The organism is Arthrobacter sorbitolis (assembly GCF_054510995.1).
In genome coordinates this window covers 369,243-394,080 of the sequence record NZ_JBTNDM010000001.1, presented here as the reverse complement: position 1 = coordinate 394,080, position 24,838 = coordinate 369,243, and the positions used below count along the sequence as shown (strand labels likewise).

The window sequence follows — 24,838 nt, the reverse complement described above, 5'->3', positions numbered from 1 at the left end:
TCAGGCCGGCACGATGTTGACCAGTTTCGGAGCCCGCACGATCACCGTGCGGATGCCGCGCCCGTCGAGCACACGCTGCACCTGGTCGCTGGCGAGGGCGAGCTCGCGCAGCTCGTCCTCGGCGATGTCGGGCGCGACGGTGAGGCGGTCACGCACCTTGCCCTGCACCTGGACGACGGCGACCACGCTCTCCTGGGTCAGCAGCGCGGGGTCCACCGTGGGCCACCCGGCGGTCGCGACCGTGGCCTCGTGGCCGAGGCGGTTCCACAGGTCCTCGGCCGTGTAGGGCGCGAAGAGGCTCAGCAGGATGGCCACGGCCTCCGCGGCCTCGCGCACGGCCGGGTCCGCTCCCCCGGCGCCGGAGTCGATGGCCTTCCGGGTCGCGTTGACGAGCTCCATCAGCTTCGCGATGACGACGTTGAACTTGTTCGCCTCCATCAGCTCGGCGGCATCGGCGACGGTCCGGTGGGTCACCGAACGGAGGGCGCGGTCACCGGCGGAGGGGTCGGTGCCCGCGGCGCTCGTGACGTCGCCGCCCAGGCGCCAGGCACGCGCGAGGAACTTCGCGGAGCCCGACGGCGAGACGTCGGCCCAGTCGACGTCGTCCTCGGGAGGCGAGGCGAACACCATGGTGAGGCGCACGGCGTCGACGCCGAAGCGGTCGAGCTGCTCCCCGAGGTCCACGCCGTTGCCGAGGGACTTGCTCATGGCCTTGCCGCCGTTGAGCACCTGGCCCTGGTTCAGCAGGGCGCTGAACGGCTCGGTGAAGCCGACCATGCCGAGGTCGAAGAGCACCTTGGTGAAGAACCGGCTGTACAGCAGGTGCAGGATGGCGTGCTCGACGCCGCCCACGTACTGGCCGACGGGCAGCCAGCGGTTCACGGCGTCGGTGTCGAACGGCGCGGTGTCGAGGTGCGGGTTCACGAACCGCAGGTAGTACCAGGACGAGTCCACGAAGGTGTCCATCGTGTCCGTGTCGCGGGTAGCCGCGCCGCCGCAGGACGGGCAGGGCACGTTGACCCACTCCTCGACGGCGGCCAGCGGCGAGGTGCCCTTGGGTGCCAGCGCCTCGCCGCGCAGGCCCTCGGGCAGCGTGACCGGCAGCTGGTCGTCCGGCACCGGCACCTCGCCGCAGGACGGGCAGTGGATGATCGGGATGGGCGTGCCCCAGAAGCGCTGGCGGGAGAGCAGCCAGTCGCGCAGGCGGTAGTTGACGGTGGAGGTGCCGGTCCCCTGCTCCTCGACGAGCTCGACGGCGCGGGCGATCGCCGCGCCCTTGTCCAGTCCGCTCAGCTCGCCGGAGTTGACGAGGGTGCCCTCGCCGGTCGTCGCGATGCCGGTCTCCGCGGCGTCCTCGGCACCGGTGTCGACGACGGTGCGGACGGGCAGGTCGAACGTCCGCGCGAAGTCGAGGTCGCGCTGGTCGTGGGCGGGGACCGCCATGATGGCGCCGGTCCCGTAGTCGGCCAGCACGTAGTCGGCGGCCCAGACGGGCAGCTTCTCGCCGTTGAGCGGGTTCACGGCGTAGCGTCCGGTGAAGACGCCGGTCTTCTCCCGTTCCGTGGCCTGCCGTTCGATCTCCGACAGTCCCTTGACCTGCTCGCGGTACGCGTCCAGGGCGGCCCGGTGGTCGGCGGTCACGAGGTCGAGCGCCAGATCCGCGTCCGCCGCGACGACGAAGAACGTCGCCCCGTACAGGGTGTCCGGGCGCGTCGTGAAGACGGTGACGTCGGATTCCGGCAGGCCGTCGGCGGCCTCGATGCGGAAGCTGACGTGCGCTCCCTCGGAACGGCCGATCCAGTTGCGCTGCATGGCGAGGACCCGCTCGGGCCAGTGGCCCTTGAGCTGCTCCATGTCGTCCAGCAGCCGGTCGGCGTAGTCGGTGATGCGGAAGTACCACTGGTTGAGGTTCTTCTTCGTGACCAGGGTCCCGCAGCGGTCGCAGGCCCCGTTGATGACCTGCTCGTTGGCCAGGACGGTCTGGTCCTTCGGGCACCAGTTGACCGGCGAGTTCCGGCGGTACGCCAGGCCCTTCTGGAAGAACCGTACGAAGAGCCATTGCGTCCAGCGGTAGTACCCGGGGTCGGAGGTGTGCAGCCGGCGGCTCCAGTCGGCGCTGATGGCGTAGCGCTTGAAGGAGTGGGCCTGGGTCTCGATGTTGGCGTACGTCCACTCGGCCGGGTGCGCGTTGCGCTTGATCGCGGCGTTCTCGGCGGGCAGCCCGAACGAGTCCCACCCGATCGGGTGCAGGACGTCGAAGCCCTTCTGGCGGTAGAAGCGGGCTGCGACGTCTCCCATGGCGAACGCCTCGGCATGGCCCATGTGGAGGTCGCCGGACGGGTAGGGGAACATGTCGAGCACGTAGCGGCGCTCGCGCGAGCCGTCGTCGGCCGGGGCGAAGGCCTGGAGCCGGTCCCACACCGCGGGCCACTTCGCCTCGATGGCGGAGAAATCGTAGGTGTCCTCGTCCGGCTGAACGGCCTCGGGGTTGATGCTCACTGTGTGTTGACCTGTCCTGTCGGTGGAACGTCGTCCTGCTGTGGTGCCGGTTCGGGGCCGCCCTGCTGCCGGCAGTCACCGGACATGCAAAAGCCCCTCACAGGGAGGGGCCGCCGCACGGTTGGTACCGTGCGGCTACGTAAGGAGGAGGGTGCGGCGCATGGCTTCACTTTAGCAGCGTGCACCACCGGGCGTCCGGCGGAGCCCCGGCATGCGGAGGGCACGCCGGGTCGGTCCTGCGACGGACCCGGCGTGCCCTCCTACGACGGCTACGTGCTGCCGGCTGGTGCTAGCTCACGTCCTCGTCGACCCAGTCGAAGGTCTTCGTGACGGCCTTCTTCCAGTTGCGCAGCTGGCGCTCGCGCTCGGCTTCGTCCATGGACGGGTTCCAGCGCTTGTCCTCCGCCCAGTTGGTCGCGAGCTCGGCGGTGTCCTTCCAGAAACCGACGGCGAGGCCCGCCGCGTACGCGGCACCGAGCGCGGTGGTCTCGGTGACCTTCGGCCGGATGACAGGGATACCGAGGATGTCGGCCTGGAACTGCATCAGGGCGTCGTTGGCGACCATGCCGCCGTCGACCCTGAGGTCCTCCATGTTGACGCCGGAATCGGCATTGGCCGCATCCAGAACCTCGCGGGTCTGGAACGCCGTCGCCTCCAGTGCCGCGCGGGCGATGTGCCCCTTGTTCACGAAGCGCGTCAGGCCGACGATCGCCCCGCGGGCGTCCGCACGCCAGTACGGTGCGAAGAGGCCGGAGAACGCGGGGACGATGTAGACGCCGCCGTTGTCGTCGACCGTCGTCGCCAGCTGCTCCACCTCGGGCGCACTCTTGATGATGCCGAGGTTGTCCCGGAGCCACTGGATGAGCGACCCCGTGACGGCGATCGAACCTTCCAGTGCGTAGACCGGCTTCGCGTCCCCGAGCTTGTAGCAGACCGTCGTGAGCAGGCCGTTCTTCGAGTGGACGATCTCCTCGCCGGTGTTCACGATCATGAAGTTGCCGGTGCCGTAGGTGTTCTTGGCACCGCCCTGCTCGAACGCGGCCTGGCCGAAGGTGGCCGCCTGCTGGTCACCGAGGATCCCGGCGACGGGCACCTCGCGGAGGAGCTGCGAGGTGTGGACGGTGCCGTAGACCTCGGAGGAGGACTTGATCTCCGGCATCATCGAGAGGGGGACGCCGAAGTCGGCGAGGATGGACTCGTCCCACGACAGCGTCTCGAGGTCCATGAACAGCGTGCGGGACGCGTTGGTGACGTCCGTGATGTGCACGCCGCCGTCGGTGCCGCCGGTCAGGTTCCAGGTGACCCAGGAGTCGGTGTTGCCGAACAGGAGGTCGCCGGCCTCGGCCTTCGCGCGGGCGCCGTCGACGTTGTCGAGGATCCACTTGATCTTCGTGCCGGAGAAGTAGGTGGCCAGCGGCAGGCCGACCTTCTCCTTGTAGCGCTCGACGCCGCCGTCCTTCGCGAGGTCGTCGACGATGTTCTGCGTCCGCGTGTCCTGCCAGACGATCGCGTTGTAGACGGCCTTGCCGGTGGTCCTGTCCCAGACCACGGCGGTCTCGCGCTGGTTGGTGATGCCGACGGCGGCGATGTCGTGGCGTGTGAGGTTGGCCTGCGACAGTGCGTTGCCGATCACCTCGCGGGTGTTGTTCCAGATCTCGGCGGGATCGTGCTCCACCCAGCCGGCCTTCGGGAAGATCTGCTCGTGCTCCTTCTGACCGGAGGACACGATGTCGCCCTTGTGGTCGAAGACGATGGCCCTGCTGGACGTGGTGCCCTGGTCGATGGCAATGACGTACTGCTCCGACATGTCTTACTCCTTCATTGGATGTGTCGATGAATGGCGGCTGCACGCGGCCGCGAAGCGGCCCCTAAGCGGGAGGAGCGGGGAAAGAGATGAACTGGATGACGATGCCGGCGAGGATGCCACCGATGATCGGTCCGACGATCGGGACCCAGGCGTAGCCCCAGTCGCTGCCGCCCTTACCCCTGATGGGCAGGAGTGCATGGGCGATACGGGGCCCGAGGTCGCGGTTCGGGTTGATGGCGTAGCCCGTCGGTCCGCCGAGCGAGGCGCCGATGCCGACGACGAGCAGTGCGACGGCGAGGGGGCCCAGGCCGGACGGCGTGTTGCCGAACGACAGGATGACGAACACGAGCACGAAGGTGCCGATGATCTCGGTGACGAGGTTCCAGCCGTACGAACGGATGGCGGGCCCGGTGGAGAACACCCCGAGCTTGTTGGCGGGATCCGGCTCCTCGTCGAAGTGCTGCTTGTAGGAGAGCCAGCAGAGGACGGCGCCGAGGATCGAACCGATCATCTGCGCGGCCAGGTAGGCCATCGCATTGATGAAGTTCTTGTCCACGCCAGGGGCGAACTCGGCGGTGTCGCCGTTGACCCAGAGACCGACGGTCACGGCGAAGTTGAGGTGTGCTCCCGAGAGGGCTGCGACGTAGACGCCGGCGAAGACGGCGAGCCCCCACCCGAAGTTGACCATGAGAAAGCCGCCGTTATTGCCCTTGGTCTTGGCGAGCGCGACGTTCGCGACCACGCCCGTACCGAGCAACAGCAGCAGCATCGTGCCGAAAGTTTCGGCTACAAACACTTCCAGAGACATCATTGACTCCTCTATCTATTCATTTATTGACGGGAGCCGCCGCCTCGACGGCACCCGTTGGTTCCCCCCGGCAACCACTGCCGTTGGCACTGCACCGCTGCCCGTGGCAGCGGTTCGACCCCGTGTGCGGCGGGCGCCGCTACGCGATCAGGCTTTTGACATGCACCCTGTGGGCTTCGGCGAGGACCGTCTCGGCGAGCTTGACCTCCGCCGCGGACCGCGCGGCGTCCCATCCCAGCAGCGGGGCGAGGGTCCTGGCGAGCTCGGCGAGCAGTTCCCCGGTGACGAGCCCACGGAAGGCGAGGGAGGTGCGGCGGATCAGGACGTCGATCAGGTGGCCGATCTGCTCGTGCTCCACCATGTAGGCGAGCTCTCGCGTGCTCAGCTCCTTCGTGGAATTGAACAGCCTGTCGGGTCCTTCGGCAAGGTATTCGATGACATCCGTCGCACGGGTTCCGTACCGCGTCAGCAGGACCTCCACCCGTGCCGCGTCGACGCCGGGGCGCACGGCCCGCCTGATCCAGGCGCGCTCGGCGGCCTCGTCCGTCGGGAAGTCCTGGCCGCCGCCGATGGCGACGCCGGCCGTCGACGCCTTGCGCGGCGCCCCCAGGGCGGCGAGCGTGTCATTGGTGAGGTGCTCGGACAGCGCGCGGAACGTCGTCCACTTGCCACCCACGAGGCTCAGCGTCGTGACGGACCGGCCGCCGAGCTTCTCCTCGCGCTTCTCGATGCGGTAGTCGCGGGAGACGAAGCCGGGCTGGGTGTCGTCGTGGCGCGGCAGGGGCCGGACGCCCGAGAAGCTATACACGATGTGGTCCTGCGTCACCTCGATGTCCGGGAACACGTGCCCGATCAGCTCGAAGAAGTAGTCGATCTCCTCGTCCGTGCAGACGGCCTGCTCGTTGATGTCGACGTCGATGTCGGTGGTGCCGACGAGGACGCGGTCGCCCATGGGGTAGATCAGGACGATCCGGCCGTCGACGTGCTCGAAGAAGATCTCGGTGCCGTTGCAGGCCTTGAGCAGTTCCGGGTGGTCCAGGACGATGTGCGATCCCTTGGTGCCGCCCATGAACCGGGTCTCGGAGCCGAGCGCCGCATTGGTGTTGTCCGTCCACGCGCCCGTGGCGTTGACGACGACGTCGGCCCGGAAGGTGAAGGTCTCACCCGTGAGCTCGTCGCGCAGGAGGATGCCCTCCTCGCCGGCGCCGATGGCACTGACGTAGTTGGCGGCGCGGGCGGCGTCGTTGATGATCTCGCCGTCGCGCAGCACGTCGAGGGTGAGGCGCTCGGGATTGTGGACGGAGGCGTCGAAGTACGTCGCGGCCCACTTGATGTCCTTGCGGACGTCGGGCATCGCGGCGAGGGCCTTCTTGCGGCCGACGAAGGAGTGGCGCGGGACGTTGCCGCCGTCCCGGGAGAAGAAGTCGTACATGGTGAGGCCGGCCTTGATGAGCACGGCGCCGCGCTCCACCTGCTTGCCCTGCTTGTGCGTGAGGAACCGCATGGGGGCCGAGAGGATGCCCGAGAAGGTGGTGTAGATCGGGATCGTCGTCTGCAGCGGCTTGACGTAGTGGGGTGCGATCTTCATGAGGGCGTTGCGCTCGATGACCGACTCGCGGACGAGGCGGAACTCGCCGTTCTCGAGGTAGCGGATACCGCCGTGGATCATGTGCGACGACGCGCCCGAGGCGCCCTGGCAGTAGTCCCCGCGCTCGACCAGCGCGACGTCGATGCCCTGCAGTGCGAGGTCGCGGAACGTGCCGACCCCGTTGATGCCGCCGCCGATGATGAGCACTGACGCCCGGGGCTTGTCCCTGAGCTTCTGCACCACGGTGCGGGTAGAAGTTGTCGTGCCTTCACCGTTGATCCGGTCGGCTGGAATGCTCAAGGTACTACTCCGTAACGTCTATGTCTGGAAGGGGTGGTGCAACTCTCATTCTTCGAGGACTGGGAATAGCAGTCAACCGCATTGCACAAACGTGCACAAGAGGGTCAGACTGACGGGATGACGACGACGAGCGGTGGTTCCGGGGTGGACGCGGCACCCGGGGAGCAATCCCCCGGCAACCGCTCGCGTGACGCCCTCCGGGCAGCCCAGATGTACTACCTGCAGGACCTCACGATGAACGCGATCGCACGGGAGCTGCGCACGTCGCGCTCGACGGTCTCCCGCCTGCTGTCCATGGCGCGCGAGACCGGTCTCGTGCAGATCCAGGTCAACAATCCCTCCGAGCGGGCACCCGCGCTGGAGCAGCACATCCGCCGGCGGTTCGGCGTCGAGGCGCACGTGGTCCCCGTCGCCGACTCCGTCAGCGACTCCGACGTGCTCGACCGCGTCGCGATCCAGGCCGCCCGCACCATCGGGCCGCTCGTGGACTCGAACGCGATCATCGGCGTCGCCTGGGGTTCCACCCTCAGCGCGGTGAGCCACCACCTCACCCGGAAGCAGACCCACGACAGCACGATCGTGCAGCTCAACGGGGCCGGGAACACGCAGACCACGGGGATCACCTACGCGAGCGAGATCCTGCGCCGCTTCGGGCAGGCGTACGGGGCCCGCGTGGAGCAGTTCCCGGTGCCGGCGTTCTTCGACCACGCCGGCACGAAGACCGCCATGTGGGAGGAGCGCAGCGTCCGGCGCATCCTCGACCTGCAGCGCCGCATGACCATGGCGATCTTCGGGGTGGGCTCGGTCGGCTCGGGTATCCCCAGCCACGTCTACAGCGGCGGCTACCTCGACGGCGAGGACCTCGACGCCCTGGAGGCCGACGCGGTGGTCGGCGACGTCGCCACCATGTTCTTCCGCGCGGACGGCACGCACCGCGACGTCGTGCTCAACCAGCGCAGCACCGGCCCCGACCTCGACGAGCTCCGGAAGGTGCGCCGGCGCATCTGCGTCGTCTCGGGCGAGTCCAAGATCCACGGCCTGCGCGGGGCCCTCGCGGCCGGACTCGCGACCGACCTGATCCTCGACGAGGGGTCCGCGCGGCGCCTGGTCTACGCCTAGCGGGGCCGGGGTTCCGCCCGCTGCTCCGTGAGCCCGGTCGGGCGCACCGCTATACCGTGAGGACCACCTTGCCGCGGACCCGTCCCTCCTCCAGGTAGGCGAGCGCCTCGGCGGCCTGCTCGAGGGGGAACGAGCGGTCGATACGCGGGGTGACGGCGCCGTCCCCGATCAGCCCCACGAGCCGCTCCAGGCTGTCGGCGCGGACAAGCGCGATGACCATCGCCAGGCGCTGGCCGACGAAGGGGGACAGCGCGACGGCCCCGAACTGCCGGTGCATGCCGCCCGACAGCCACCCGCCGCCCTCGCCGCCGACGATGACCGCGGTGCCCCGGGGGGCGAGCGCCCGGCGGAGGCGGGACACGGAGGGCCGCCCGCCGATGTCGACGACGAGGTCGAAGGCGGGGGCACCGTCGGCGAAGTCCTCCGTGGCATGGTCGATGACCCGGTCCGCGCCGAGCGAGCGCACGAAGTCGCCCTTCGCCCCGCTGCAGACCCCGGTGACGCGTGCCCCGGCCGCCTTGGCCAGCTGGACGGCGAAGCTGCCGACGCCGCCCGAGGCGCCGAGGATCGCGACGTGCTGGCCCGCGGTGACCCGACCGACGTCGTGCAGTGCCTTGAGCGCCGTCACGGCGGACACCGGCACGGCTGCCGCCTGCTCGAAGGTGAGGCCCGCAGGCTTGCGGACCAGGGTGTCCTCGGCCGCCGCCGCGAACTCCGCGAACGTGCCGTGGCCGCTGCCGAAGACCTCGTCGCCGACGGCGAAACGCGACACCCGCGCCCCCACCGCGACGACGACGCCCGCGAGGTCCATCCCGGGTACCGCGTTCCGTGGCCGGCGGATCCCGACCGCCAACCGGGCGAGATAGGGAGTGCCGGTCATGAGGTGCCAAACCCCCCGATCGATGCCCGCGGCGCGCACCTGGACCAGTACGTCACGTGGTCCGACCTCCGGCACCGGTACCTCCCCCACCCGCAGCACGGCAGGGCCGCCGTAGCCGTCCTGGGTCACGGCGCGCATGGTGGCCCCGGCCGCCGTCGTCCTGCGCTGCTCCTCCTGCATGACCGCCTCCTCCCGGGTGCGCCCTGTGCGCGGGCCCGTGCGGCATAGGGTATCGTACAGTGTACGAAACCGCTAGGGGGCAGCATGGCAGCACAGCACACGGACGGCCGGACACCGCTGACCCGCGAGCGGGTGCTCCGCTCGGCCCTCGCCCTGGCCGACGCGGACGGTCTCGCCGGGCTGACCATCCGGACGCTCGCACAGGAGCTCGGCAGCCGGCCCATGTCGCTGTACTACTACGTCGCCAACAAGGAGCAGATCCTCGACGGCATCGTGGACCTCGTCTTCGCTGAGGTCCACCTCCCGGTCATCGGCGCTCCCTGGCGGCAGGAGATGCTCACCCGCGCCCGGTCGATGCGTGAGGTCCTGGCCCGCCACCCATGGGCGGTCGGGCTGCTCGAATCACGCAGGAACCCCGGCCCGGCCACCCTGCGGCACCACGACGCGACGCTGGGCACCCTGCGCAGCTCCGGGTTCACCCTCCAGGCCACTGCCCACGCCTACGCGGTGCTGGACAGCTTCATCTTCGGGTTCGCCCTGCAGGAGGCCGCACTGCCGCTCAGCGGCGCGGAATCGGTGCCGGAGGTCGCCGCCCCCATCATGGAGCGCTTCGCGGGCGGGGAGTATCCCTGGCTGATGGAGATCGCCACGGGGATCGTCCTGCAGCCGGGCTACGACTTCGCCGACGAGTTCGAGCACGGGCTCACCCTGATCCTCGACGCGCTGGAACGGGGTTGAGCGGTCCGCGGCTCGGTAGAGTTCCCCCATGAGCACCTCAGTTCCCCGCGCCGCCCTCGCCGACGGGACCTCGATCGACGTCGTCGGCTACGGCGTGTACAAGGTCCCGCCCGAGGACACCGCCGAGCTCTGCTCGATGGCACTCTCCGCCGGGTACCGGCTCCTCGACACGGCCTCCCTCTACGGGAACGAGGTCGGCGTCGGCACCGCCGCACGGGCCTTCCTCGACAGCGGGGACCGGCAGGACCTCTTCATCACCTCCAAGGTGTGGAACGACGACCACGGCTTCGACGCGACGCTGCGCGCCTTCGACACGACGCTGGACCTGCTGGGCCTCGACCGGCTGGACCTGTACCTGATCCACTGGCCCTGCCCCTCGCGGGACCTGTACGTCGAGACCTGGCGGGCGCTCGAGCGGCTCCGCTCCGAGGGCAGGGTCCGGTCCATCGGCGTCTCCAACTTCCAGCAGGTCCACCTCGAGCGGTTGCTGGCCGAGACCGGCGTCGTCCCCGTCCTCAACCAGATCGAGCTGCACCCGTACCTGCAGCAGCGCGAGCTCCGCGCCTTCCATGCACTGCACGGCATCGCCACCCAGGCATGGAGTCCGCTCGGCCGCGGGCACGTCCTCGAGGACCCGGTCATCAAGCGGATCGCGGACGAGCTCGGGCGCACGTCCGCGCAGGTGATCCTGCGCTGGCACCTGCAGCACGGCATCCTGACCATCCCGAAGGCGAGCTCCCGGGAACGCATCGGCTCGAACCTCGACATCTTCGGGTTCACGCTCGACGACGCACACCTCGCGGCGCTCGACGCCCTGGACCGGGACCAGCGCTTCGGGTCGCACCCCGACCGGGTGGGCTGATGCGCCAGGGCACCGTCCGGACCCTCGCGTGGGAGGGCACCCGGCAGCGGGTCTGGGACTATCCCGCGCTCGTCGCAGGAGATGATCCGGGCGCCACGATCGTCATGGTGCACGGCTTCCGCGGGGACCACCACGGGCTCCTGCGCCTCGTCGAGGAACTGCCCCGCCACCGCATCCTCCTCCCGGACCTGCCGGGCTTCGGGCAGGGCGGTGAACTGCCCGGGACGCATGACGTCGCCGCCTATGCCCGCTTCATCGGTGACACCGTGCGCCGCCTCGCCCCCGAGCCGCGCGTCCTGCTCGGGCACTCCTTCGGCTCGATCATCGCCGCCGAGGCCGCCGCGCTGGAGCCGGGACTCGCCGACGCCCTGGTGCTGGTGAACCCCATCAGCGCGCCCGCCCTCGAGGGGCCGAGCAGGCTGGCGTCGCGGATCGCCGAGGCCTACTACGTGGCCGCCGACCGCCTGCCCGAGGCGGCCGGGCGCGCCCTGCTGGCCAATCCGGTGATCGTCCGCGGCATGAGCGTGTTCATGGCCAAGACGAAGGACAGGTCGCTGCGCCGCTGGATCCACGGACAGCACAGCGCCTACTTCAGCTCCTTCGCCAGCCGCCGCGTGGTCCTCGAGGCGTTCCGCGCCTCCATCTCCGGCACCGTGCGGGACCGCGCGGGCGACCTGGCCCTGCCCGTCCTGCTCATCGCCGCGGAGCAGGACGACATCGGGTCGGTGCCGAGCCAGCGCGAACTCGCCGCCCTGGTGCCGGACGCCACGCTCGCCGTCCTCCCCGGCGTCGGGCACCTCGTGCACTACGAGAAACCCCGCGAAGCCGCCCTGCTGATCGAGGACTTCCTGGCGAGAACACCGGCATGAGGATCCTGTTCGACGCGCGCTTCACGCGCACCGACCATCACGACGGGATCAGCCGCTACGGGGCCAGCCTGATCGCCGCCCTCGCCGAGACGGACGACGTCGTGATGCTCATCAGCGACCCGCGGCAGCTCGCGCTCCTGCCCGACGTCCCCTCCGTCCGGCTCCCGAGCCCCCTCTCCCCCGCCGAGCTGTTCGTCGCCCTGCGCATCAACCGCCTGCGGCCCGACGTCGTCGTGTGCCCCATGCAGACCATGGGGTCCTGGGGCCGCAGGTATCCCCTCGTCCTCACCCTGCACGACCTGATCTACTACCAGAACCCGACGCCGCCGTCGTTCCTCCCGCTGCCGGTGCGCCTGCTCTGGCGGCTCTACCACCTCGCCTACTGGCCGCAGCGCCTCCTGCTCGACCGTGCCGACGTCGTCGCGACGATCTCCGCCACCACCGCGGGGCTCATCGCGCGGCACCGGCTCACGCGCCGGCCCGTCCTGCTCGTCGGCAACGCCCCGCAGCCGACGGACCGCCGTCGCGACCCCGAGGCGCCGCGCTCCGCCGCACTGCTCTACATGGGGTCCTTCATGCCCTACAAGAACGTCGGGACGCTCGTCCGGGCCATGGCGCTGCTCCCCGGGCACACGCTCCACCTGCTCAGCCGGATCGCCCCTGCGCGGCGCGCCGAACTGGCTGCGCTCCCCGCTGCGGCGGAGCGGGTGGTCTTCCACGACGGGGTGAGCGACGCGGAGTACGAGGACCTGCTCCACGGATCGACCGCGCTCGTCACGCTGTCGAGGGCCGAGGGGTACGGCCTGCCCATCATCGAGGCCATGGCCACCGGTACGCCCGTCATCGCGAGTGACATCCCCATCTTCCGCGAGGTGGGAGGCGGGGCCGCCCTCTTCGTGGACCCCGACGACCCCGGCGCGGTGGCCGATGCGGTCCGCGCCCTCGAGGAACCGGGCCGCTGGGCGGAGGCGTCCCGTGCGGGGCTGGCGCGGGCCGGCACGTACTCGTGGGCGACGTCGGCCGGGCAGTTGCGCACGGCCTGCCGGCGTGCGATCGACGAGTACGGCCGACGACGGGGGATCCTCCGGCGGGCCGCCACCGCGATCCGAGGGAAGCGGTCGGCGTGAGCGCGATCGCCTGCGGAGGACGCGGGTCGTGACCGATCTCCAGTGCCCCGCGACCGCCGTCCTCCTCGGTGCCGCGGGGCAGCCGGACTGGCTGGCGCGCCTGCGGGTCGCCGCGTGGTTCGACCTCGGGGAGGTGCAGGATGCCCGCGAGCTCGCCGCGTTCCTCGAGGAGACGGCGGACCGGTTCCGCGGCGAGACCTTCGTCGTCACGGCGTCCGCGGACGCCGTGGGGCAGGCCCTGCACGACCATGCCGCACCGGGATCGGCGCCCGTCGTCGTCGAGATCGACTCCGACGGCTGGCGCATCGCGTCCGTGCCCGGCTCGGGAGGAGCGCCGCCGGCATGACGGCGGGCCGCGCGCGCGTCCGCCTCCGGGATCGGACCTACCGTCCTGCCCCCGGTCGCGCCGACGTCCAGCCCCGCGCCTGCAGGTCCCCGATGCCGTCGAGGAGCAGGTCGAGCGCGAATTCGAACTCGAACTGGTCGTCGCAGCCGCGGCCCACGACACCGTCGTCGTGCGCCGAGGCCAGGGCGATCCGGAGGACGTTGGGGTAGCGTGCGACCAGCTGCTGCAGGACGGCCTGATCGGGCGCTGCGTCGGCGGCCTGAAGGGCGGGGCCGGCCTCCGGATCGTCGAAGAGCTCCTGCGTGAACCCCCACATGCGGCTCCCGATCGCGTGCATGACGTGGTGCGTCAGGTCGACCGAGAATCCGCGGTCGAGGAACATGCCGATGAACGAGTCCGTGTACGCGAGGACGCCCGGGGTCATGGTGGCCCGCGTCTCGAGCACCCGGCGTGCCCAGCGGTGCCGCTGGAGCACCCTCCTCGCCGAGAGGACTCGGCGGCGGACGACGTCCCTCCACTCCGGCGCTTCGGTCGGCGGCTCGATCTCCTCCACGATGACGTCGAGCATGCCGTCCAGCAGGTCGTCCTTGTTCGCGACGTGCTTGTAGAGGGCCATGGGCACGACGCCGAGCACGTCGGCCAGGGAGCGCATGCTCAGGCGTCCGATGCCGTGCTCGTCCGCGAGCGCGACGGCAGCCCGCAGCACCGCATCCCTGCTGAGGCGTTCCCGCGGCTCTGTCCGCATTCCGTGGTCCATGTGCTCTTCCCTGTCCGGAGTCCGCAATCCCTTGACGAGTGTACGCCGTACACCTACCGTAGGCGGTGTCGGTATACGCCGTACACCTTCAGGGCTCCGGCCCCGCCGCCCTCCGGCACCCACAGCACCCATAGCACCCACATCACTCACGGACAGGACGTCGATGGAACCCACCGGACAGAACACACGGGCCGGAGTCCGCCCGAGCGGTGCGGCGCGGAGGGCGCCTGCCTGGCTCGTGCCCGCCGGCCTGATCCTTCTCAGCCTCATCCCCGTCCTCGCCGGTGCCGTCCGGCTGACCGAGCTCACGGGAGGGGCGCCCATCACGGACCGGAACGCTCGATTCTTCGACTCCCCCGTCCCGGTCGTCCTGCATATCGTCGGCGCGACCGTCTACTCGCTGCTGGGAGCCTTCCAGTTCGTGCCAACGCTCCGCGGCCGGCGCCGCTGGCACCGGATCGCCGGCAGGATCCTCTTCCCCGCGGGGCTGGTGGCGGCGGTATCGGGTATCTGGATGGCCCTGTTCTACGTCCTCCCACCCAGCGACGGCCCCCTCCTGCTCGTCCTCCGGCTCCTGTTCGGCGGTGGCATGGCCCTCAGTCTCCTCCTCGGGGTGCGCGCCGTGCTGCGCCGGGACATCGCGGCACACGGTGCCTGGATGACCCGGGCCTACGCGATCGGGCTGGGCGCCGGGACGCAGGCCCTGATCCTCATCGGGCCGGAGCTGCTCTCGAGTCCGCCGGATACGACCCTTCGGGCGGTCCTCATGGGTGCGGGGTGGACCATCAATCTCGCCGTCGCCGAGGTCCTCATCCGCCGACGGCACCGCGTCCGGGTGGCACCCCTGGCGGCTCGGGCACCGGCGGCCGCTTGAGGCTTCCTCCCGCCCGGCATACGGTGGCCTCCATGTACCTGGAGAACATCGTCGTCGACGCCGCGGAGCCCCGAAGGCTGGGCCGCTTCTGGGAGCAGGTAATCGGTGGCGAGAAGCTCACCGACGAGCCCGATGCCTACGAGACACGGCTCACGGTCGACGGCGGACCGGCGCTGGACCTGTGCTTCCAGCGCGTCCCCGAGGGCCGCTCCTCCCCCGCGCGACTCCACCTCGACCTCGCGGGCGGGGCTCGGCAGGCCGAGGAGGTCGAGCGCCTGCTCGGGCTGGGCGCTTCACACCTCGACGTCGGTCAGGGGGACGTGCCCTGGGTCGTCGTCGCGGACCCGGAGGGCAACCCCTGCTGCGTTCTGGACGACCGCACGGAGTACTCCGGCACCGGGCCGATCGCGGCGCTCCCGCTCGATTCCACCGACCCCGACCGTGACGCCCGGTTCTGGTCCTGGCTCACCGGCTGGGTGCAGGTTCCCGGACGCTCCCGGACCCTGCGCCACGCGTCGCTGCGGGGTCCGCTCCTCGAGCTGTGCCCCGAGCCGGCACCGAAGGGCGACGGGAAGAATCCGGTCCACCTGGACGTCCGGCTCGAGCCCGGCGACGATCCCGACGAGGTCGCGGCGGGCATCGTCGGGCGGGGCGGCCGCGAACTGCACCCCGGCTGGGGTGACCTGCCGTGGCGCATCTACGCCGACCCCTCGGGTAACGAGCTGTGCGTGCTCCCGGCGCGGTCCTGACTCAGGGGACCGGGCACATGCACTACCCAGGGCCGGTCGCAAGGCATGGCGCCGGGCTCCTGCTGTACGGAGGGGTCGCCGTGGTGGCCGCAGCCGCGCAGCTCGTGGCGGGGTACTTCTATCTGGTGAGTGGTCTCGCCGCCCCACTGTGGGCCGTGGCCCTGTTCCTCGTGTGGTGGGTGGTCCTGACCCATGTCGGCGTGAAGCTGGCGTCCCGCCGGTCCTATTGGCTCGTCCTTGTGCCCGTCGTCGCGGGTGTCACGTGGTACGGGGCGATGGTGATCGGCGGGTCGGTCCTCGGCTGGAGGGCCTGAGCGACGTCGGAAGCAGGCTCCGCCGGCGTCCCGGAACCGGCCGCTGTTACGATCGTGCGGTGGACGCGCAGCAGCTGATCCCGATGATCCGTCCGATGGTGGCTGCCGGGGAGGTCCCGGGGGCTGTCATGGGCGTCGTGCACCACGGCCGCCGCTCACTGGCCGCCGTGGGGAGCACGGAGCCTGGCGGGCCTACCGCGATGCCGGCCGATGCGGTCATGCGCATCAGCTCCAACACGAAGCCGATGATCGCGGCGGTCGCACTGCTCCTCGTGCAGGACGGCGTGCTGCATCTCGACGATGCCGTCGAGACATTCATTCCCGAACTGGCCGACCGCCGTGTCCTCAACCGGCTCGACGGTCGGCTCGAGGACACCGTTCCGGCCCGGTCGATGACGGTCGAGGACCTGCTGACGATGCGCATGGGTTTCGGGTTCGTGGTCGAGAGTAAGTGTCCCGCGGTGGACGCGGCCGAAGCCGCCGGTCTGGGCTTCGGGCCCCCCGACCCTCCCGCGATGCCCCCGCCCGACGAATGGGTCGCCCGCTTCGCCTCACTGCCTCTGCTGGAGCAGCCGGGCACGGTCTGGCGATACGAACTGGCGTTCGGCGTGCTGGGAGTCGTGCTCGCGCGCGTCACGGGAACGCCCCTCGACGTACTGATGCGCGAGCGACTGTTCACTCCCCTTGCCATGTCCCAGACCGGCTTCGTCGCACCGCGACACCTCGTGCCGTCCTTCGCGCAGAGCGCGGAGGGCCTGGTCCTCTTCGACACCGCCGTGGGGAGCCGCTGGTCGAGACCGCCCGCCTTCCCGGACGGCCGCGGCGGCCTGGTCTCCACAGCGGATGATCTGCTGCGGTTCGCCCACATGCTCCTCGACGACGGCGGCGGGTTGCTGTCCCCCGAGTCGGTCGAGGCGATGACCACCGATCGGCTCACCGCCGACCAGCGGTCGGGCCCCTCGGCGCATGCTTTCCTCGACGGCGGCGGCTGGGGGTACGGCGTCGGAGTGACCGACGGGGCCTGTGGACGTCGGTACGGCTGGGGCGGCGGGCTGGGCACCCTGTGGTACAGCTGGCCCGAGCACGACGCTGCGGCTGTCCTGATGACCCAGGTGTCACCGCCGTCCGGCAGGCTCTTCGATGCATTCACGAAGGCTGCCGAAGCAACACTGGATTCGTCCTAGGAGTACTCGCCCATGAGGATCGGCCATCAGCTTTCCCGCATGATGTCCTGGCCCGAAGGCGAAGGTGGACTGTTGCTATCGTTCCCGTAGCGGTAGCGATTCAGCTCGATCGGTCCCCTGGGGACCGGGTGGGTCGTGCCGCGTATCAGCGCCTCCTCATCGGGAGGCACGGCTTAGAACGTGGGGGAATCATCATGGCATCATCGGATCCGGCCAGGAAGACCCTGGTCGCGGGCATCGTGCTCGGTGTCGTAGGACTTGCAGGGATGCTGCTGACCGGGCAGCTGGTCGAGGGCCTCAACGACACGGGGATGCCCAATGGAGGGTTCTATTTCCTGGTCAACGCCATCTCGGCGATCCTGTCGTTCTGCCTGCCGTTCAGCGCTGCGCTGATCGCGTCTTCCCTCGTGATGAGGCATGCCGAGCGCCTCGCGGGCAGGGACCGGCAGGACGAGGAAGTGGACGAGGGAGCGGGCGGTACCCGCTGACCTGCGACCCCGGCCGGACCTGACCGCCAACCGTCGGAATCGGCCCTACGGTGTCCCGCTGGACGGGTGTTCATCCTTCTCCGCGGGCTTCTGCAGTCCGAGGATGAGGAACGTGATGCCGATGGTGAAGAACGCGATCCAGGACGACGTTCCCGAGAACATCATCGCGATCGCGATGACAAGGAACACGATGCCGATCGGCAAGAACGCTGTGCCTCCGCTCGTCGCCGGGCCGTTCCGCTTCCGCTTCCCGTGTTCATCCATCTGGCAGACGCTACGTCGGTGACCCGGAACACGCAACGCTGAGGAGGTGCCATGCGTCTGTGGTTCGACGATGATCAGCCCGTCCCCGTCCGGTTTCTGGTCCGGCACCTATCGCGCTTTCACGACGGGCAGTTCGTCCCACTTCGTGGTGTAGTGCGGGGAGAGCATGTCGCGTTTCATCGTCCAGTCCGATCCTGCTCTCAGGCCGGCGTGCCCGAGGCCGATGGCGGCCCGGCCGAATTTCCGGCCGATATCGTGCAGGAGCGGTCCGGTGTCCTTGCCCTGTGCCTCACCCAGGTTCAGGAGCGCGTTCTGCGCTCCGGCAGGCTGGAGATCGGTGACGATGACACCGGCACGGATGTAGGGCACGCCTTCCTCGATGAGGGGTAGCAGGCGGTGGGCCGCCCGGGTGAGTTCGAGCGGGTCTGCGGTGTGGACGGGGAGCGGGATGCAGATGCTCGGCGAGCTCCTGGCGCCGGTGGTGAACGGCGAGGTCGCGGCGAACGCGGTGAGCACGCGTCCCTGCAGGGTCTTGCGCGCCAGCCGGGAGGCTGCTCCCTGGGCGTAGACGCTCAGTGCCTGATGCATCGCCTCTCCGGTGGTGACCGGGCTGGCGAAGGACCGGGAGTACAGGACCTGCTCGTTCCCGGTTGATTCCCGGGACGTGATGCAGGGTGTGCCCTGGAGTTCCAGGACGGTTCGCATGAGCACCACGGAGAACCGTTCGCGGATCACGACCGGATCAGCGGCGGCCAGGTCCTGCGCGGAATCGATGCCGATGGCGTTCAGCCGCGCAGCGGTTCTGGCCCCGACTCCCCAGACATCGGTCACTTTGAGCCTTCGCAGCAGGGACTGCCGGTGCTCTTCGGGTACGAGGCTCCAGTGGCAGACGCCGTCGAACTCCGGGTTGCCCTTCGCCCAGCGGTTGGCGAGTTTCGCGAGGGTCTTGGTGGGAGCGATCCCCACGCACACGGGCAGCCCGGTGTTACGCCGGACCGTGGCCTTGATGTCCTGGCCGGTCCGTCGCTGCGTGGCGAGGGTGCCGTCGAGGGTGAGGAAGGCTTCATCGATGCTGTAGATCTCGAGGTTGCCGGTGTACCGGCCGAGCACCTCCATGACGCGCGAGCTCATGTCCCCGTACAGCTCGTAGTTGCTGGAGCGCACCTGCAGACCCCAGGACCGGGCCTGGTCGGCGATCTGGAACCACGGGGCGCCCATGGCGACGCCGAGGTCCTTGGCCTCCGCACTGCGGGTGATCACGCATCCGTCGTTGTTGGAGAGCACCACCAGGGGGCGCCCTTCGAGAGAGGGGTCGAAGGCGCGTTCCGACGAGACGTAGAAGTTGTTCACGTCCACCAGGGCGACGCCGGGACTGCCCGGGCTACCCGGGATACGGGAGCCGGGCTCAGACATGGTGGAGACATCGGGTGGCGACGCCCCAGATGACCAGGTCGTCCGGGTCGGCAACAGAGATGGGTGCGTAGGCGGGGCCGGCAGAGACCAGGCTGACAGCCGTCCCCTCATCGGTGCCTTCGACATGCAGGCGTCGGATGACGAGTTCGCCGTCGAGGACGGCGATGACCACGGACCCGTGACGGGGCTGCAGGGCTCGATCGACGATGAGTTCGTCGCCGTCGGAGATGCCCGCGCCCGCCATGGCGTCCCCTGAGACCCGCACGATGTAGGTGCTGGTGATGTCCTTGATCAGGTGACGGTTGAGATCGATGCGGTCCTCGAACCAGTCCTGCGCGGGTGAGGCGAACCCGGACGGCATCAGCTCCGTACGTGCGGCAGCAGGAGCAGGGCGCCCGAGCGTCATGCCGGACGCGCCAGAGTCGTTCGATCCGTCCGTCACTCCATGCCCTTTCGTCACAGCTCGCACTAGCCCAGGCCTCGAAGCCTAGACCGCAGTACTGACATACGGGGAACCGTGCCATCGGGAACTGCCCGGGACGACGTGTGGTGCGACGTCCCGGGCCAGGGCCCGCCTTGACTTCCCCGCGGAGGCGCCCTGGTTCGTCGGTTGCCGGTTCTGTGGTGCAGGAGGATGTAGTTCTTCGACAGATTCGGACGCGGTCACGGACCCGTGAGTCGGGATCGTCGTTGGATCTCCCGGTACACGGTTGTCCGGGAGACGCCCAGGAGTTCGGCGATCTCGCCTCGCGTGTACTCGCTGGTGTCGACGAGGCCGAGCAGGTGCTTGCGTTGGTGGTCCGAGAGTTTGGGCTGCTTGCCGCGGAGCCGGCCCTTGGCTTTCGCGACAGCCATGCCTTCCCGGGTGCGGGCACGGATCAAGTCGGACTCGAACTCGGCCACGATGCCCAGGACGTTGAACAAGAGCTTGCCGATCGGGTCGGTCGGGTCGTAGATGCTGCCGCCCAGACTCAGGGCGACGCCTTTGCGCGTGAACTCGTCTGCGATGTCACGCGCATCGAGCACGGAGCGCGCCAGCCGGTCGGGTTTCGTCACGACCAGCGTGTCGCCCTTCCGACAGGCAGCCAACGCTTCACGTAGGCCGGGTCGGGTTCGGTTCGTGCCGGTGAAGCCGTGGTCGACGTGGATGTCCTCCGCATCGACTCCAAGGGCCATCAGCGCATCTCGTTGGGCGGTCAGGTCCTGGCCAGCGGTCGAGACGCGCGCGTATCGATCTTCACGGAGTCAGTGTTACAGATCAGGTACCCGTGCGCCCGTATGCACCGTCCCGGCTGAACGCCCCTCCCGCGAGGTGACGCGGTCAGCAGATCTGTCGGTTCTCACTGCCGTCTGCACAAAGTCCCGCGCACGGGCGTAGGGCGACCGGCTTGCGGGCGCAGATTTAGAGGTGCTTAGACTCGATCGCATGACTAACGAAGTGAGCGAGGCGTACGCACGCCGTGCAGCGGAGTACGCCGGGCTCTTCGGGTCGATGGATGCTGTACATCCATCCGATCGTCAGCTCGTAGCTACTTGGGCTGCGGGCATCGATGGTCGCGTCACCGATGCAGGCTGTGGTCCTGGCCAGTGGACGAACTTCCTGACCGAGCATCGGCTCGCTGCTTGCGGCGTGGATTTAGTCCCCGAGTTCATCGAGCACGCGCGCACCACTTATCCAGGTGTCCCATTCGAAGTTGGCAGTCTCAACACCCTCAATGTCGAAACCGGAACGATAGACGGAATCTTCTCGTGGTACTCGCTCATTCATCATGAGCCCAGCACGATTGGGATTCCCCTTCAAGAGTTCGGCCGGGCTCTGAAACCAGATGGTGCGCTGCTCATTGGCTTTTTTGAATGGCCCCTGGTCGACAAGTTCGCCCATGGAGTGACTCCGGCGTATCGATGGCCAGTGCGTGTTCTTAGCGAGAAGCTGGTTTACGCCGGCTTCGAGGTAGTCGAAACTCATACCAGAACAACTCCAACCCAGCAGCCCCACGGAGCGATCACCGCTCGACGTAAGTAGGTGTGGTGATCCATCGGTGTATGGACTTCGGCTAGGTCCCATATGCGAAAGTGGCGCTATGACTCTGGATGATGAACTCGACCTGATCTTCGAGCGTCGAGACCGCGACAACATGCAGCCGACCATCGACGCGTTGTTGCCCTACTACGCAGCCCATCCCGAAAATGCGCGAGTCCTCTACGAAGTCGGCGGTGCCTACGACACCGTGGGACAGGAACACATTGCTCAGGGGTTCTACGAAAAGGCCCTTGCTGCCGGCCTCGACGGTGATCTGTTGCGCCGGTGCTATGTTCAGTACGGGTCGACGCTGAGGAACCTGGGCGCGCACGAAAGGTCTCTGGAGGTCTTTAGGGCAGCTTGTGCTGCGTTCCCCGACTCCCCGGCACTCGGCGTCTTCGAGGCCATCACCCTGCATGCGGCGGGACAAACAGATGAATCTGTCGCGGCGTTGCTTGATCTAGTGGTGAGCTATGTTCGCACTCCCGACATCGAGCGGTACAAACCAGCAATCACCGGCAATGCGGCCTACATCCGCACCCTGCAAGGCCAGCACTTGTAGTGCGTGGTTCCCGGTAAGGGATCCTCTACCGAACAGTTTGTTCAATTCGACAGAAAATTCCTCTTCGGCCTCGTAGCAGGTAAGCGTGCATGCGGTGAGCATGATGACCCCTGCTTGTGAAAACGCTTCCGCATCATTTCTACATTTGACCATTGATACCGGATGCACGCGTGAGCGCTTCTGCTAGATTGCGCAGATGACGCCACGACGTTCGCCCGTTACAGCAACTGCAGCTCTGCTCACAGTGCTCCTACTTGCAGGGTGCACTGCAGCGAATGACTCGGAAACGGAAAACCAGCCACAGCCCAGCTCCACAGGTGTTGTGGCCACAGCCGTCGCGGACCCGGTCTCAGGTACGTACACCGGCACACGAACCATCGATCTCAGCGCTCCACCCGAGGACGCTACCCACGTCCGGGTCGACATCAAATGCCTTACTACCGGCACTCTCGTTCTGGAGGGCGGCGAGGAAGCGGTCTGTGAGCTCGGTGATGGCGCAAGCGCCATCGTGTTCTCAGGCCCGCTGTCGCCAGGACAAGATTCCTTCACGGTGACAGCCAACGATCCAGAGATGAATTACGAGGCTGAAGCGGTGTATATGAACGGCGAATCTACCCAATAGCGTTGATGTTCCTACAATCGTATGGATTGCGTCCGAACGTTTCCTCGGACGACTCATGTGACAGGAGCAGCGCGGTCTGTCCCGTTGGCCATCGGCTTACGGGCGCGATGTGCCCATGCTGCTAAGAGGCGCCAGACGCGGCACCAAATATCTAGTTGCACGCCCGGTAAGCTAGGCAGAGGACGAGTTGGGGGACCCTTTGTACGGGATGGCAGTGGATCGACGGCGAATCGCGCGAGACTTCTGGCTTCGCATGACGATTCCCTCGGTTCTCCTCGCCGGGCTGCTCATTCTTCTCTTCACCTCCGTGCCGATCGACGCGCTTCCGCCTGCACTGTTGATCACCGGGGCGGCGCTCTTCGTCGGCGGCGCCATCGGATTCTTCACGGGCATTCAAGGCCCGCACTGGCCGATCTACGCTCTGATCCTCACGGGATTGGCTGTACTTCTCCTGCTGCCCCATCCCTGGCAGGGTCTCGCCTTCGTGCCTGTCCCAACATCGGCAGTCGGGTACGCGATGGGCAAGGAGGTCGCGTTTTTACGTATGAACCTTCGGCCACCGACTTCACCGTCCACAAACTGAATCCAATCACCACTTGCTTCACCGCGTACTTCGGTGCGCGTTCGACCATCCGCTACCGGGCCGGTTCACATGGTCCGGTGAATTGGCTGGACGACGATAGATTCATGACATGAATTCCGTGAAAATCTTCGTTCGGCCGGCAGTCGACCACGACGCAGGACGTCTAGCCGAGATTCATATCGCAGCGTGGCGGGCGACCTATCGAGGCATCATGACCGACGAGCGGCTCGACGGCATGAGCGCTGAGCGTGCAGCCGCCGGCTGGCGACGAAACCTATCCAAACCAGCCAAGGCGACGGAGCACCTGGTCATCACCCAGGATGGAATACCCGTCGGCTTCGCCATCTTTGGTCCAGCGCCCAACGACTGCGCCCCCGGCACAGGGCAGCTGTACGCTCTCAACCTGCATCCCGACTGGTGGGCACAAGGACTCGGGTCGACGCTCTTCAACGCCGCCGAACAGAGGCTGGCCGCGTTTGGCTACTCCCGGGCCTTCCTCTGGGTTGCGAAAGGCAATGAACGAGCCATCAGTTTCTACAACAAGCACAGCTGGCTCGACGACGGAGGCATTTCGGAGGACGCCGAATTCGATCCTCCAATCATCGAGCTTCGCCACAGCCGCGTCTTCGCTGCCCTCTGACGCGACTCGAGTCTCCTACGAATAGAAAGTCAGGAGGGCCCCGAACTCGGTCGAGGCTCGCTTCCAATGAGCCGTAGTCACACCAACCTGAAAGACTCAGGTATGGACCTCCCCGAGATTGCCAACCGGTGGCCTGCTGTCGCTCCCACCCATGGGAAGGTGACGCTTCGGGCATTCCGTCCTGACGACGCCGGAATGGCCAGGGAGCTGTCCCGCGATCCTTACGTCCCCGCAACGGGAACGCTGCCCCTCAACGCGACACCCGATCAGACGCAGCAGTGGATACGGCGACAGCAGACCCGGCACACAGAGGGCGCAGGCTTCTCATTCGCAGTTGTAGACACCACCGAAGGACACTGCGCAGGATTTACCGGTCTGTGGGTGCGTGAGCTGCACGCGGGCCGCGCCCAGATCGGCTACGCAATCGCCCCATCCTTCAGGGGCCGGCAACTTGCCGCGGACGCGCTCCGTGCTGTGACGTCCTTCGCCTGGACACTGCCCGAACTGCAGCGCACCGAGCTCTACATCGAGCCCTGGAACACCGCCTCCATCAGGACAGCGGAGCGCGCCGGGTACCTCCGCGAAGGCTTGCTCAGATCCCACCAAGAAATTTCCGGCCAACGCCGCGACATGCTGGTGTACTCCACCGTGCGCGACTGACTCACGGATATCGATTGGCGCACAAGCGCGGGCGACGACCAACCAGCAACGTGCAGTGAGGGATTGCCTTGCGGGCGTCCGAGTAGGCGACTGCCGGCGCCCGTGAGCTGATGCGGTTCGCTATAGCCTCTGATCTATGACTGCGTATGACCAGCGCCTTATTGAGCTCTACGATCGAGACAATCCTGACGGGCCTGATCATGACTTCTATCGCGCCCTTGCCGCCGAAGTCTCCGCTCGAAGGATCCTCGATTTGGGATGCGGGACCGGCATCCTCACGGTGACCTTTGCGGGTAGAGGACGAGACATTGTCGGCGTGGACCCCTCTCCTTCGATGCTCTCTTACGCACAGCACAGGCCAGGCTCCGAGCATGTTGAGTGGATCCTGGGTGATAGCAGCAGCATCCCTCGGGACGGATTCGACTACGCGGTGATGACGGGCAACGTCGCCCAGCACATCCCCGACAGGCAGTGGGAGCGTACTCTCCTTGACCTGCGACGGGCACTGCGTCAGGGCTGAGTTAGGTCGGCGCTGGCAGGCAAAGCAGAGGACGGCACTTCTAGGCGTTTCAAGAGCCTAAGCGG

The 24,838-nt window shown here is 68.0% G+C and carries 27 protein-coding genes and 1 pseudogene; 18 read left to right on the top strand and 10 right to left on the bottom strand.

Annotated features, from left to right (window positions below):
* From leuS to ACX80K_RS01935, 4 genes are all read right to left on the bottom strand, one after another.
* Positions 1-2,499, bottom strand: a complete 2,499-nt coding sequence (leuS, locus tag ACX80K_RS01950; protein WP_459270185.1) for a leucine--tRNA ligase — start codon at positions 2,497-2,499, stop codon at positions 1-3.
* A gap of 289 nt (positions 2,500-2,788) precedes the next feature.
* A complete protein-coding gene (glpK, locus tag ACX80K_RS01945; RefSeq protein ID WP_459270184.1) occupies positions 2,789-4,306 on the bottom strand; it encodes a glycerol kinase GlpK in 1,518 nt (505 codons plus the stop codon).
* Between the two features lie 61 nt (positions 4,307-4,367).
* Positions 4,368-5,114 (bottom strand): MIP/aquaporin family protein, encoded by a 747-nt coding sequence (locus ACX80K_RS01940; protein WP_459270666.1) that lies wholly within the window; start codon positions 5,112-5,114, stop codon positions 4,368-4,370.
* Positions 5,115-5,253: 139 nt separating this feature from the next.
* Positions 5,254-6,996: a glycerol-3-phosphate dehydrogenase/oxidase gene (locus ACX80K_RS01935; protein WP_459270665.1), complete on the bottom strand. Its 1,743-nt coding sequence runs from the start codon at positions 6,994-6,996 to the stop codon at positions 5,254-5,256.
* Between the two features lie 123 nt (positions 6,997-7,119).
* On the opposite strand from ACX80K_RS01935, the gene ACX80K_RS01930 reads away from it, so the two are divergent.
* Complete coding sequence (locus tag ACX80K_RS01930) at positions 7,120-8,121, top strand: sugar-binding transcriptional regulator (RefSeq protein WP_459270183.1); 1,002 nt, start codon at positions 7,120-7,122, stop codon at positions 8,119-8,121.
* Between the two features lie 49 nt (positions 8,122-8,170).
* On the opposite strand, the gene ACX80K_RS01925 is transcribed toward ACX80K_RS01930, so the two are convergent.
* Complete coding sequence (locus tag ACX80K_RS01925; RefSeq protein WP_459270182.1) at positions 8,171-9,181, bottom strand: NAD(P)-dependent alcohol dehydrogenase; 1,011 nt, start codon at positions 9,179-9,181, stop codon at positions 8,171-8,173.
* A gap of 84 nt (positions 9,182-9,265) precedes the next feature.
* Here ACX80K_RS01925 and ACX80K_RS01920 point away from each other — a divergent pair, with 84 nt between their 5' ends.
* The 5 genes from ACX80K_RS01920 to ACX80K_RS01900 are packed head-to-tail and all read left to right on the top strand — an operon-like array spanning position 9,266 to position 13,123.
* Positions 9,266-9,919 carry a TetR/AcrR family transcriptional regulator gene (locus ACX80K_RS01920; protein ID WP_459270181.1) on the top strand — a complete coding sequence of 218 codons (654 nt, stop codon included), beginning with the start codon at positions 9,266-9,268 and terminating at the stop codon, positions 9,917-9,919.
* Positions 9,920-9,947: 28 nt separating this feature from the next.
* Positions 9,948-10,781 carry an aldo/keto reductase gene (locus tag ACX80K_RS01915; RefSeq protein WP_459270180.1) on the top strand — a complete coding sequence of 278 codons (834 nt, stop codon included), beginning with the start codon at positions 9,948-9,950 and terminating at the stop codon, positions 10,779-10,781.
* Positions 10,781-11,650 carry an alpha/beta fold hydrolase gene (locus ACX80K_RS01910; RefSeq protein ID WP_459270179.1) on the top strand — a complete coding sequence of 290 codons (870 nt, stop codon included), beginning with the start codon at positions 10,781-10,783 and terminating at the stop codon, positions 11,648-11,650. The genes ACX80K_RS01915 and ACX80K_RS01910 overlap by 1 nt, the downstream gene beginning before the upstream one ends.
* Positions 11,647-12,777, top strand: a complete 1,131-nt coding sequence (locus ACX80K_RS01905) for a glycosyltransferase family 4 protein (protein WP_459270178.1) — start codon at positions 11,647-11,649, stop codon at positions 12,775-12,777. The genes ACX80K_RS01910 and ACX80K_RS01905 overlap by 4 nt, the downstream gene beginning before the upstream one ends.
* Before the next feature lie 28 nt (positions 12,778-12,805).
* Entirely contained in the window at positions 12,806-13,123 is a 318-nt protein-coding gene (locus tag ACX80K_RS01900; protein WP_459270177.1) for a hypothetical protein, read from the top strand.
* A 37-nt stretch (positions 13,124-13,160) separates the two neighbouring features.
* On the opposite strand, the gene ACX80K_RS01895 is transcribed toward ACX80K_RS01900, so the two are convergent.
* Complete coding sequence (locus tag ACX80K_RS01895) at positions 13,161-13,880, bottom strand: TetR/AcrR family transcriptional regulator (protein ID WP_459270176.1); 720 nt, start codon at positions 13,878-13,880, stop codon at positions 13,161-13,163.
* Between the two features lie 163 nt (positions 13,881-14,043).
* On the opposite strand from ACX80K_RS01895, the gene ACX80K_RS01890 reads away from it, so the two are divergent.
* From ACX80K_RS01890 to ACX80K_RS01870, 5 genes are all read left to right on the top strand, one after another.
* A complete protein-coding gene (locus ACX80K_RS01890; RefSeq protein ID WP_459270175.1) occupies positions 14,044-14,754 on the top strand; it encodes a DUF2306 domain-containing protein in 711 nt (236 codons plus the stop codon).
* 32 nt (positions 14,755-14,786) lie between these two features.
* Positions 14,787-15,503 (top strand): VOC family protein, encoded by a 717-nt coding sequence (locus ACX80K_RS01885; protein WP_459270174.1) that lies wholly within the window; start codon positions 14,787-14,789, stop codon positions 15,501-15,503.
* Positions 15,504-15,520: 17 nt separating this feature from the next.
* A complete protein-coding gene (locus tag ACX80K_RS01880; RefSeq protein WP_459270173.1) occupies positions 15,521-15,817 on the top strand; it encodes a hypothetical protein in 297 nt (98 codons plus the stop codon).
* 59 nt (positions 15,818-15,876) lie between these two features.
* A complete protein-coding gene (locus ACX80K_RS01875; protein WP_459270172.1) occupies positions 15,877-17,001 on the top strand; it encodes a serine hydrolase domain-containing protein in 1,125 nt (374 codons plus the stop codon).
* 194 nt (positions 17,002-17,195) lie between these two features.
* Positions 17,196-17,489: a hypothetical protein gene (locus ACX80K_RS01870; RefSeq protein WP_459270171.1), complete on the top strand. Its 294-nt coding sequence runs from the start codon at positions 17,196-17,198 to the stop codon at positions 17,487-17,489.
* Positions 17,490-17,534: 45 nt separating this feature from the next.
* On the opposite strand, the gene ACX80K_RS01865 is transcribed toward ACX80K_RS01870, so the two are convergent.
* From ACX80K_RS01865 to ACX80K_RS01850, 4 genes and pseudogenes are all read right to left on the bottom strand, one after another.
* Positions 17,535-17,753: a hypothetical protein gene (locus tag ACX80K_RS01865; protein ID WP_459270170.1), complete on the bottom strand. Its 219-nt coding sequence runs from the start codon at positions 17,751-17,753 to the stop codon at positions 17,535-17,537.
* Positions 17,754-17,861: 108 nt separating this feature from the next.
* Positions 17,862-19,166, bottom strand: coding sequence for a Y-family DNA polymerase (locus ACX80K_RS01860; RefSeq protein WP_459270169.1), 1,305 nt, complete (start codon positions 19,164-19,166; stop codon positions 17,862-17,864).
* Positions 19,159-19,572, bottom strand: a complete 414-nt coding sequence (locus ACX80K_RS01855; RefSeq protein ID WP_459270664.1) for a LexA family protein — start codon at positions 19,570-19,572, stop codon at positions 19,159-19,161. The genes ACX80K_RS01860 and ACX80K_RS01855 overlap by 8 nt, the downstream gene beginning before the upstream one ends.
* A gap of 257 nt (positions 19,573-19,829) precedes the next feature.
* Positions 19,830-20,396, bottom strand: a pseudogene (locus ACX80K_RS01850) (recombinase family protein); the annotation flags it as partial.
* Between the two features lie 196 nt (positions 20,397-20,592).
* On the opposite strand from ACX80K_RS01850, the gene ACX80K_RS01845 reads away from it, so the two are divergent.
* The 7 genes from ACX80K_RS01845 (at position 20,593) to ACX80K_RS01815 (ending at position 24,773) form a co-directional block, all read left to right on the top strand.
* Positions 20,593-21,189, top strand: coding sequence for a class I SAM-dependent methyltransferase (locus ACX80K_RS01845; protein ID WP_459270168.1), 597 nt, complete (start codon positions 20,593-20,595; stop codon positions 21,187-21,189).
* 58 nt (positions 21,190-21,247) lie between these two features.
* The gene (locus tag ACX80K_RS01840; protein ID WP_459270167.1) at positions 21,248-21,748 is read left to right on the top strand and encodes a tetratricopeptide repeat protein; all 501 of its coding nucleotides are present in this window, start codon (positions 21,248-21,250) and stop codon (positions 21,746-21,748) included.
* A 322-nt stretch (positions 21,749-22,070) separates the two neighbouring features.
* The gene (locus ACX80K_RS01835) at positions 22,071-22,370 is read left to right on the top strand and encodes a hypothetical protein (RefSeq protein ID WP_459270166.1); all 300 of its coding nucleotides are present in this window, start codon (positions 22,071-22,073) and stop codon (positions 22,368-22,370) included.
* Between the two features lie 253 nt (positions 22,371-22,623).
* On the top strand, positions 22,624-22,953 hold the full coding sequence (locus tag ACX80K_RS01830) for a hypothetical protein (protein WP_459270165.1): 330 nt from the start codon (positions 22,624-22,626) through the stop codon (positions 22,951-22,953).
* 109 nt (positions 22,954-23,062) lie between these two features.
* A complete protein-coding gene (locus ACX80K_RS01825) occupies positions 23,063-23,593 on the top strand; it encodes a GNAT family N-acetyltransferase (protein WP_459270164.1) in 531 nt (176 codons plus the stop codon).
* A gap of 66 nt (positions 23,594-23,659) precedes the next feature.
* Positions 23,660-24,253: a GNAT family N-acetyltransferase gene (locus tag ACX80K_RS01820; protein ID WP_459270163.1), complete on the top strand. Its 594-nt coding sequence runs from the start codon at positions 23,660-23,662 to the stop codon at positions 24,251-24,253.
* 136 nt (positions 24,254-24,389) lie between these two features.
* On the top strand, positions 24,390-24,773 hold the full coding sequence (locus ACX80K_RS01815) for a class I SAM-dependent methyltransferase (protein WP_459270162.1): 384 nt from the start codon (positions 24,390-24,392) through the stop codon (positions 24,771-24,773).
* Positions 24,774-24,838 lie beyond the last annotated feature (65 nt).

Coding starts and splice junctions, on each gene's coding strand:
- glpK (WP_459270184.1), bottom strand. CDS start 4,306: ATGTCGGAGCAGTACGTCATTGCCATCGACCAGGGCACCACGTCCAGC.
- ACX80K_RS01940 (WP_459270666.1), bottom strand. CDS start 5,114: ATGTCTCTGGAAGTGTTTGTAGCCGAAACTTTCGGCACGATGCTGCTG.
- ACX80K_RS01930 (WP_459270183.1), top strand. CDS start 7,120: ATGACGACGACGAGCGGTGGTTCCGGGGTGGACGCGGCACCCGGGGAG.
- ACX80K_RS01925 (WP_459270182.1), bottom strand. CDS start 9,181: ATGCAGGAGGAGCAGCGCAGGACGACGGCGGCCGGGGCCACCATGCGC.
- ACX80K_RS01920 (WP_459270181.1), top strand. CDS start 9,266: ATGGCAGCACAGCACACGGACGGCCGGACACCGCTGACCCGCGAGCGG.
- ACX80K_RS01915 (WP_459270180.1), top strand. CDS start 9,948: ATGAGCACCTCAGTTCCCCGCGCCGCCCTCGCCGACGGGACCTCGATC.
- ACX80K_RS01910 (WP_459270179.1), top strand. CDS start 10,781: ATGCGCCAGGGCACCGTCCGGACCCTCGCGTGGGAGGGCACCCGGCAG.
- ACX80K_RS01905 (WP_459270178.1), top strand. CDS start 11,647: ATGAGGATCCTGTTCGACGCGCGCTTCACGCGCACCGACCATCACGAC.
- ACX80K_RS01895 (WP_459270176.1), bottom strand. CDS start 13,880: ATGGACCACGGAATGCGGACAGAGCCGCGGGAACGCCTCAGCAGGGAT.
- ACX80K_RS01890 (WP_459270175.1), top strand. CDS start 14,044: ATGGAACCCACCGGACAGAACACACGGGCCGGAGTCCGCCCGAGCGGT.
- ACX80K_RS01885 (WP_459270174.1), top strand. CDS start 14,787: ATGTACCTGGAGAACATCGTCGTCGACGCCGCGGAGCCCCGAAGGCTG.
- ACX80K_RS01880 (WP_459270173.1), top strand. CDS start 15,521: ATGCACTACCCAGGGCCGGTCGCAAGGCATGGCGCCGGGCTCCTGCTG.
- ACX80K_RS01870 (WP_459270171.1), top strand. CDS start 17,196: ATGGCATCATCGGATCCGGCCAGGAAGACCCTGGTCGCGGGCATCGTG.
- ACX80K_RS01865 (WP_459270170.1), bottom strand. CDS start 17,753: ATGGATGAACACGGGAAGCGGAAGCGGAACGGCCCGGCGACGAGCGGA.
- ACX80K_RS01860 (WP_459270169.1), bottom strand. CDS start 19,166: ATGTCTGAGCCCGGCTCCCGTATCCCGGGTAGCCCGGGCAGTCCCGGC.
- ACX80K_RS01855 (WP_459270664.1), bottom strand. CDS start 19,572: ATGACGCTCGGGCGCCCTGCTCCTGCTGCCGCACGTACGGAGCTGATG.
- ACX80K_RS01845 (WP_459270168.1), top strand. CDS start 20,593: ATGACTAACGAAGTGAGCGAGGCGTACGCACGCCGTGCAGCGGAGTAC.
- ACX80K_RS01840 (WP_459270167.1), top strand. CDS start 21,248: ATGACTCTGGATGATGAACTCGACCTGATCTTCGAGCGTCGAGACCGC.
- ACX80K_RS01830 (WP_459270165.1), top strand. CDS start 22,624: ATGACGATTCCCTCGGTTCTCCTCGCCGGGCTGCTCATTCTTCTCTTC.
- ACX80K_RS01825 (WP_459270164.1), top strand. CDS start 23,063: ATGAATTCCGTGAAAATCTTCGTTCGGCCGGCAGTCGACCACGACGCA.
- ACX80K_RS01820 (WP_459270163.1), top strand. CDS start 23,660: ATGAGCCGTAGTCACACCAACCTGAAAGACTCAGGTATGGACCTCCCC.
- ACX80K_RS01815 (WP_459270162.1), top strand. CDS start 24,390: ATGACTGCGTATGACCAGCGCCTTATTGAGCTCTACGATCGAGACAAT.